Origin of the sequence: Streptomyces sp. 8K308, from assembly GCF_004348315.1 — a bacterium.
In the GTDB taxonomy this organism is placed as follows: Bacteria; Actinomycetota; Actinomycetes; order Streptomycetales; family Streptomycetaceae; genus Streptomyces.
Window position 1 is genome coordinate 1 of the sequence record NZ_SMKC01000359.1, and the last position, 6996, is coordinate 6996.

Genomic DNA, 6996 nt, shown 5'->3' on the forward strand with positions numbered 1-6996 from the left:
CACGATGGTGTCCCAGTTCTCCGACACCCAGTGGATCGCGTCCTCCCACCACCGCCGGTTCTGAATACCGGCATCGGACGCGGCGTCGATCCCGTCCGCACAGACCCGGGCCGCCTCCTCCCGCATCCCCTTCGCGTCCTGGGCCAGTTGACGGGCCGCCGACAACGCCTCCTCAGCCGCGTCCACCCGGCCCTGGGCCGAACTCGCCGCCTGGTCCGCGGCGTTCGCGTCCCGGGTGGCGGCCCGCACCTCCGCCTCCGCCGGCGGCTCGACGCCCTCCCGCTCACCCTCCCGCTCAAGCCGGTCGGCCTCCTCGCCGGCCCGGTTCACCCAGTCCTGCGCGTCCGAAAGCGCCGCTCGCGCGGAGGAGAGATCGGCCTGCGCGGCGATGGCGCGGTCCAGGGCACGGTCCGCCATGCCCTGCGCCGTCTCCAACGTCGGCCAGTACGACTGCAAAGCCCGCGCCGCCATGTCATACGACGTCCGAAGCTTCTCCAGATTCCCCGGCACCCCGTCGAACTCCGACCGGAACGCCTCCGCCGACAGACCCGCCCAGTCCAACACCGCCCGGTCCCCGGCCATGCCACGCACCCGCCCCAACGCCTCGCCCACATCGTCCGCGAATGTTTGCAGCTCGTCCGCCAACGTGCGGACCTCGTCCGGATTCCCCGGCGTCGGGTCCGCATCCATGTCGACCGGAGACCAGTCAGACGGCCGCCCCATCCCCAACACCCCCGTGCACAGCACCGATCACACTCGCGATCAGCCCACGCTAGGCACCGGCGGTCCCCCGATCCATGGCGGATCTGTCACAGGATCATCACCAGCACGCCTCAGCGGCGCCGCTTCTCCGCCGACTCCAGGATGGCGACGCACTCCATGTGGTGGGTCATCGGGAACAGGTCGAACGCCCGCAGGAAGCGCGGGACGTAGCCGGCGTCGCGGAAGTGGGCCAGGTCGCGGGCGAGGGCGGCGGGATCGCAGGCCACGTAGGCGATGCGGCGGGCGCCGAGCGGGGCGATGTGCCGGATGACGGCGCGGCCGGCGCCGGCGCGGGGCGGGTCGAGGACGATCAGGTCGGCCTCGGTGATGCCGGTGCGCGGGAGCACCCGCTCCACCGTGCCGTGTTCGATCCTTACCCGGGGGAAGTCGGCCAGGTTGTGCCGGGCGTCGTGGACGGCGCGCTTGGACGCCTCGATGCCGAGCACCGCGCCCCGCTCCCCCATCCGGTCGGCGAGCGCCCCGGCGAAGAGGCCGGCGCCGCAGTAGAGGTCGAGGGCGGTCTCACCCTTGCGCGGGGTGAGGCCCCGCATCACCGCGTCCACCAGCACCCCGGCCGCCTGGTGGTGTACCTGCCAGAAGCCGCCGCCGCTCACCCGCCAGGTGCGGCCGTCGGCCCGCTCGCGCACGAAGGCCCGGCCGTGCACCCGGTGCAGCGTCTGTTCGCCGCGCCCGCGCTCCTCCTCGGCGCGCATGACCGAGACCGGCCGGTCGAGCTCCACCAGCGGCAGCCGGGCGTCGCCGCGCGGGGTGAGCACCACCATGCGGTCGCTCGACCCGGTCGCGGCCACGGCCTCCACGCTCGCCATGCCGGGCCAGGCGCGGGCCTCGATGCCGAGCTCGGTGACCGCCTCGGCGGCGATCAGGCAGCGGTCGATGGGCTGCACCTCGTGCGAGCGGTGCCGGCGCAGGCCGGCCCGGCCGTTCTCGTCGACCGTGTACTGCACGCGGGTGCGCCAGGCCGGCACCTCGCCGGGGGCCACCTTGTCGCCCGGCGCCGGCTCGACCGTGCCGTCCCAGCCGGCCTCCTCGGGGCTGAGCCCGGCGAGCTTGCGCAGCTGTTCGGTCAGCACCTCGCCCTTGAGCCGCCGCTGGGCCCCGGGCCTCGCGTGCTGCCAGTCGCAGCCGCCGCACTTGCCGGGCGCCGCGTAGGGGCAGGGCGCCGGCACCCGGTCCTTGGACGGCTCAAGCACGCGGACGGCGTCGGCGCGCAGGAAGCGGGAGTCCTCGCGGCCCTCCGTGACGCGGGCGATGACGCGCTCGCCGGGCAGGCTGTGCCGGACGAAGAGCACCCGGCCGTCCTCGGCGCGGGCCACGCAGTGGCCGCCGTGGGCCACCGGGCCGACCTCCACCTCGTACTCCTGGCCGGCGAGCGACGCCGGCGTGGGCGCCGTGGGGGACGAGTCCGTGCTGGCCATGGGGGTTCTGGTCTCCTGAACGGGTGGAAGTGAGGGCGGCCGTCCAGTCTACGACCGGTCCCGGCGCCCCTTGGAACGGCCGCCGTCGCCGTGGTTGCCGTGGTTGCCGTGGTGGAGGTGCGGCCGGTGCTGCCAGCCGCGGCGAACCGCGCCCGGGGCACGCAGCTCGGAGCGGCGCCTGGCCCGGCGCCTCGCCGCCTCGGCGGAGCTCAGCTGCCACGGCACCGAAGTGACGGTCACGCCGGGCGTCAGCAGCAGCCGGCCCTTGAGCCGCAGCGCGCTCTGGTTGTGGAGGAGGGCCTCGTACCAGCGGCCCACGACGTACTCGGGGATGATCACGCTCACCACGTCGTTGGGGTGCGTGCGGCGCAGCTCCTTGACGTAGCCGACGAAGGGGTGGGTGATCTCCCGGTAGGGCGCCTCGAGCACCTTCAGCGGGACGTCGAGGTCCCAGCGCCGCCACTCGGCCTTGAGGCTCCTGGCCTCATCCGGGTCGACGGCGATGGTCACCGCGACCAGGCTGTCGGCGCGCAGCAGCTTGGCGTACGACAGGGCGCGCAGCGTCGGCTTGTGGATCTTGGAGACCAGGACGACGGCGTGCACCTGGGAGGCGCGCACGTCCGGGCGCTTCTCCTCCGGATCGAGGGCCAGCTCCTCGGCGATCCGGTCGTAGTGCCGGCGGATCGCCGTCATCAGCGAGTAGAAGAGGGCCATGCCGACCAGCGAGACCCAGGCGCCCTGGGTGAACTTGGTCAGCACCACGATCACCAGCACCAGCGCGCACACGCCGGCGCCGAAGCCGTTGAGCGCCCTGGCCCGGCGCATCCTGCGGCGCGCGACCCGGTCGCCGGTCCCGGCGGCCAGCAGCCGGTTCCAGTGCCTGACCATGCCGCTCTGGCTGAAGGTGAAGGAGACGAAGACGCCGACGATGTAGAGCTGGATCAGCTGGTTGACGTTGGCGTCGAAGACGGCGACCAGCAGCGCGGCGAGCAGGGTGAGGAAGACGATGCCGTTGCTGAACGCCAGCCGGTCGCCGCGGGTGTGCAGCTGGCGGGGCAGGTAGCGGTCCTGGGCAAGGATCGAGCCGAGCACCGGGAAGCCGTTGTAGGCGGTGTTGGCGGCCAGGAAGAGGACCAGGGCGGTGGCCGTCGCCAGCAGGTAGAAGGGGACGGAGCCGCCGCCGAAGACCGCGGCGCCCACCTGCGCGATGACCGGCTCCTGGTGGTACCCGCTGCCCGCCGGCTGACCGTCGATCAGCAGGTCGGCGGCCGGGTTCTCGGCCATGTGCACGTGGGTGTTGAGGGCGAGGGTCATCACCCCGAGGAACATCGTGGTGGCCAGCGTGCCCATGATGAGCAGGGTGACGGCCGCGTTGCGCTCCTTGGGCTCGCGGAAGGCGGGCACGCCGTTGCTGATGGCCTCGACGCCGGTGAGCGCCGCGCACCCGGAGGAGAACGCCCGCAGCAGCAGGAAGCCCATGGCGAACGCCGAGAGGTTGGTCTGCTCGGGCACGATCTCAAAGTCGGCGGTGGGGGCGCGCATGCGGTCGTCGAGGACGAAGCCGCGGAAGGCGCCCCAGGCCACGGTCCCCAGCACGCAGACCACGAAGGCGTAGGTGGGGATGGCGAACAGCGTCCCCGACTCCTTCACGCCGCGCAGGTTGAGCAGCATCAGCACGGCGATCACCACGAACGCCGAGAGCACGTCGTTGTGCTTGACGAAGCCGACCGCCGAGCCAAGGTTGTCGATGCCAGCGGCGACGGAGACGGCGACCGTCAGCACGTAGTCGACCAGCAGAGCGCTGCCGACGGTGAGCCCGGCCCGGCGGCCGAAGTTGCTCGACACGACGGCGTAGGCGCCGCCACCGCCGGGATAGGCGCGCACGGTCTGCATGTAGGAGGCCACCACCGTGACCATCAGCAGCAGGATCGCCAGCGTGATCCAGCCGCTGTGGTGGTAGGCCGAGAGACCCGCGATGGAGAGGATCAGCAGCACCTCGCCCGGCGCGTACGCCACGGACGACAGCGGGTCGGAGGCGAACACGGGCAGCGCGATGCGCTTGGGCAGCAGCGTCTCGCGCAGGGTGTCGCTGCGCAGCGCACGACCCAGCAGGACGCGCTTGGTGACCGCCATGCGGCACACGTTACGCCCGGTGGCCCCCCTGAAACGGACAGGCGCCCGGCCGCCCGGTAGCGTTGTCCGCTGCGACGACCCTCGCGCGACTCGCACGACGTTCGACCTAGGCACGGAGACCTATGCACATCGTGATCATGGGCTGTGGTCGGGTCGGGGCCGCCCTGGCCCAGACCCTGGAGGAGCGGGGGCACTCGGTCGCCGTCATCGACCAGGACCCCACAGCCTTCCGCCGCCTCGGCTCGCGCTTCGCCGGCCGGCGGGTGACCGGACTCGGCTTCGACCGCGGCACCCTCACGGAGGCGGGCGTCGAGGAGGCCGGCGCGTTCGCGGCGGTCAGCAGCGGCGACAACTCCAACATCATCGCGGCTCGGGTGGCGCGCGAGGTGTTCGGCGTGGAGAACGTCACGGCCCGGATCTACGACCCGCGCCGGGCCGAGGTGTACGAGCGGTTCGGCATCCCGACCGTCGCCACGGTGCGCTGGACCGCGGACCAGATGCTGCGGCGACTGCTGCCGTCCGGCGCCGAGCCGCTGTGGCGTGACCCGAGCGGCGGGGTGCAGCTCTCCGAGGTGCACGTGGCGAACAGCTGGGTCGGGCACCGGGTGAGCGAGTTCCAGGAGCAGACGGGCGTGCGCGTGGCGTTCCTGACCCGACTCGGCGAGGCGATGCTGCCGACCGCGAGCACGGTGCTGCAGGAGGGCGATCTGGTGCACGTGATGATGTATAGCAACCGGGTGGCAGAGGTGGAGGCCGTGTGCCTGCGCGGACCCGAGGAGCCGGCATGAGGGTGGTGATCGCCGGGGCCGGCGCGGTGGGCAGGTCGGTGGCCCGCGAGCTGCTGGAGCACGGTCACGAGGTGCTGCTGATCGACAAGTCGCCACAGGCCGTCTCCGTGGTGCGGGTGCCGGAGGCCGAGTGGCTGCTCGCGGACGCCTGCGAGATCACCACCCTGGACGAGGCGGCCCTCGAGCGCTGCCAGGTGGTGATCGCGGCGAGCGGCGACGACAAGGTCAACCTCGTGGTGTCGCTGCTCGCGAAGACCGAGTACGGGGTGCCGAGGGTGGTGGCCCGGGTCAACCACCCCAACAACGAGTGGCTGTTCAACGACTCCTGGGGCGTCGACGTCGCCGTCTCCACCCCGCGGCTGATGTCCGCGCTGGTCGAGGAGGCGGTGAGCGTCGGTGACCTGGTGCGCCTGATGCGGTTCAGCCAGGGCGACGCCAACCTGATGGAGCTCACGCTCCCGGAGGGCGCGGCGCTGGTCGGCACCCGGGTCGGCGAGGTGGCCTGGCCGCAAGACACGGCGCTGGTGACGATCATCCGCGGCTCCCGGGTGCTGATCCCAGACCCGGACGACGCGCTGGCCGCGGGCGACGAGCTGCTGTTCGTGACGGCCCCGGCCCGGGAGCCCGAGCTGCGGGCGCTGTTGTTCCCGAGCCTCGATCATTGATTGTCAGGACATCCGCACCTCAGAATCTCCTGTCATGGAGGCCGCAGAGCTCGGCGTCGGCGTCATCGGCGCCGGCTGGATGGGACACGTGCACGCCCGCGCCTACGCCAGGCTGCCGCACCACTACCCGGGACTCGGCGTCCGGCCACGGCTGGTGGCCGTGGCCGACCCGGCGCCGGGCCAGCTCGACGACTTCGCCGCGCGGTTCGGGCCGGTGCGGCGGTACGGCGACTGGCGCGAGTTGCTGGCCGACCCGGAGGTGCGGGCCGTCAGCGTGACCGCCCCCAACGCGCTGCACCGGGAGATCGGCGCGGCGGTCGCCGAGGCCGGCCGTGACCTGTGGATCGAGAAGCCGGTCGGGCTGACGGCCGCGGACGCGCGGGCGGTCGCCGAGGCCGTCGCCCGCGCCGGCGTCCGGGCGGCCGTCGGCTTCAACTACCGCACCTTCCCGGCGGTCGCCCGCGCCCGCGCGCTGCTGCGGGAGGGCGCCATCGGCGCCCCGACGCACGCCAACTGCCACCTGCTCACGGACTACGCGGCCCACCCGATGGCCCCGCTGAACTGGCGCTTCACCCGGGAGCACGGCGGCAGCGGGGTGCTCGGCGACCTGGCCTCGCACGGCGTCGACCTGGTGCGGTTCCTGCTGGGCGACCTGGCGGCCGTCGTCGCCGAGACGGCCGTCTTCACCCCGCGCCGCCCGCTGCCGGGCGCCGCCGACACCAGCCACTACGCGGTGGCGGCCGGGGAGGCCCGGACGGGCCGGGTCGAGAACGAGGACTACGTCTGCGCGCTGCTGCGCACCGTGACCGGCGTGCCGGTCACCTTCGAGGCGAGCCGCGCGGCGGTCGGCGAGCAGAACGCGTACGGCTTCTCCGTCCACGGCACGCGCGGGCTCCTCGCCTGGGACTTCCGCCGCCCCGGCGAACTCGCGGTCAGCACCGGCGACTCCTACCTCAACCAGCCGGTGACCCGCTGGACCGCCGCCCCTGGCGACGGCGACTACGGGCGCTTCCACCCGGGCGCGGGGAACGCGATGAGCTACGACGACTCCAAGGTCGCCGAGGCGGCGGACTTCCTCGCCGCGGACCGCTCGCCGGCGACGCTGGCGGACGCGGTGGCGGCGGCGGAGACGCTGGAGGCGCTGGCCACGTCCGCCGCCTCCGGCTCATGGACCGCCGTCTAGCCCCTTGCGCGCTCCGCGCGGGATGGGGA

6 protein-coding genes are annotated in these 6996 nt (G+C 73.2%); 3 read left to right on the forward strand and 3 right to left on the reverse strand.

Annotation, left to right across the window (positions count from 1 at the left end):
* The 3 genes from E1265_RS31055 to E1265_RS31065 form a co-directional block, all read right to left on the reverse strand.
* On the reverse strand, nucleotides 1-690 hold a 690-nt coding region (locus E1265_RS31055), incomplete at its 3' end, for a putative T7SS-secreted protein (RefSeq protein ID WP_347877267.1).
* 143 nt (nucleotides 691-833) lie between these two features.
* Nucleotides 834-2198: a class I SAM-dependent RNA methyltransferase gene (locus E1265_RS31060; RefSeq protein ID WP_132934309.1), complete on the reverse strand. Its 1365-nt coding sequence runs from the start codon at nucleotides 2196-2198 to the stop codon at nucleotides 834-836.
* Nucleotides 2199-2246: 48 nt separating this feature from the next.
* Nucleotides 2247-4340 (reverse strand): APC family permease, encoded by a 2094-nt coding sequence (locus E1265_RS31065; RefSeq protein WP_132934310.1) that lies wholly within the window; start codon nucleotides 4338-4340, stop codon nucleotides 2247-2249.
* Nucleotides 4341-4453: 113 nt separating this feature from the next.
* Between E1265_RS31065 and E1265_RS31070 the strand changes: the two genes are divergently transcribed.
* Genes E1265_RS31070 through E1265_RS31080 form a run of 3 tightly spaced genes read left to right on the forward strand, consistent with a single transcriptional unit; the run spans nucleotide 4454 to nucleotide 6967 of the window.
* A complete protein-coding gene (locus E1265_RS31070; protein WP_132934311.1) occupies nucleotides 4454-5119 on the forward strand; it encodes a TrkA family potassium uptake protein in 666 nt (221 codons plus the stop codon).
* The gene (locus E1265_RS31075; RefSeq protein ID WP_132934312.1) at nucleotides 5116-5784 is read left to right on the forward strand and encodes a TrkA family potassium uptake protein; all 669 of its coding nucleotides are present in this window, start codon (nucleotides 5116-5118) and stop codon (nucleotides 5782-5784) included. The genes E1265_RS31070 and E1265_RS31075 overlap by 4 nt, the downstream gene beginning before the upstream one ends.
* Nucleotides 5785-5818: 34 nt before the next feature.
* Nucleotides 5819-6967 carry a Gfo/Idh/MocA family oxidoreductase gene (locus E1265_RS31080; protein WP_132934313.1) on the forward strand — a complete coding sequence of 383 codons (1149 nt, stop codon included), beginning with the start codon at nucleotides 5819-5821 and terminating at the stop codon, nucleotides 6965-6967.
* Nucleotides 6968-6996: the final 29 nt, after the last annotated feature.

What these genes read in the sequence shown, in the direction of transcription:
- E1265_RS31075 (WP_132934312.1), top strand. Translation starts at nt 5,116, where the DNA reads ATGAGGGTGGTGATCGCCGGGGCCGGCGCGGTGGGCAGGTCGGTGGCC.
- E1265_RS31080 (WP_132934313.1), top strand. Translation starts at nt 5,819, where the DNA reads ATGGAGGCCGCAGAGCTCGGCGTCGGCGTCATCGGCGCCGGCTGGATG.
- E1265_RS31070 (WP_132934311.1), top strand. Translation starts at nt 4,454, where the DNA reads ATGCACATCGTGATCATGGGCTGTGGTCGGGTCGGGGCCGCCCTGGCC.
- E1265_RS31060 (WP_132934309.1), bottom strand. Translation starts at nt 2,198, where the DNA reads ATGGCCAGCACGGACTCGTCCCCCACGGCGCCCACGCCGGCGTCGCTC.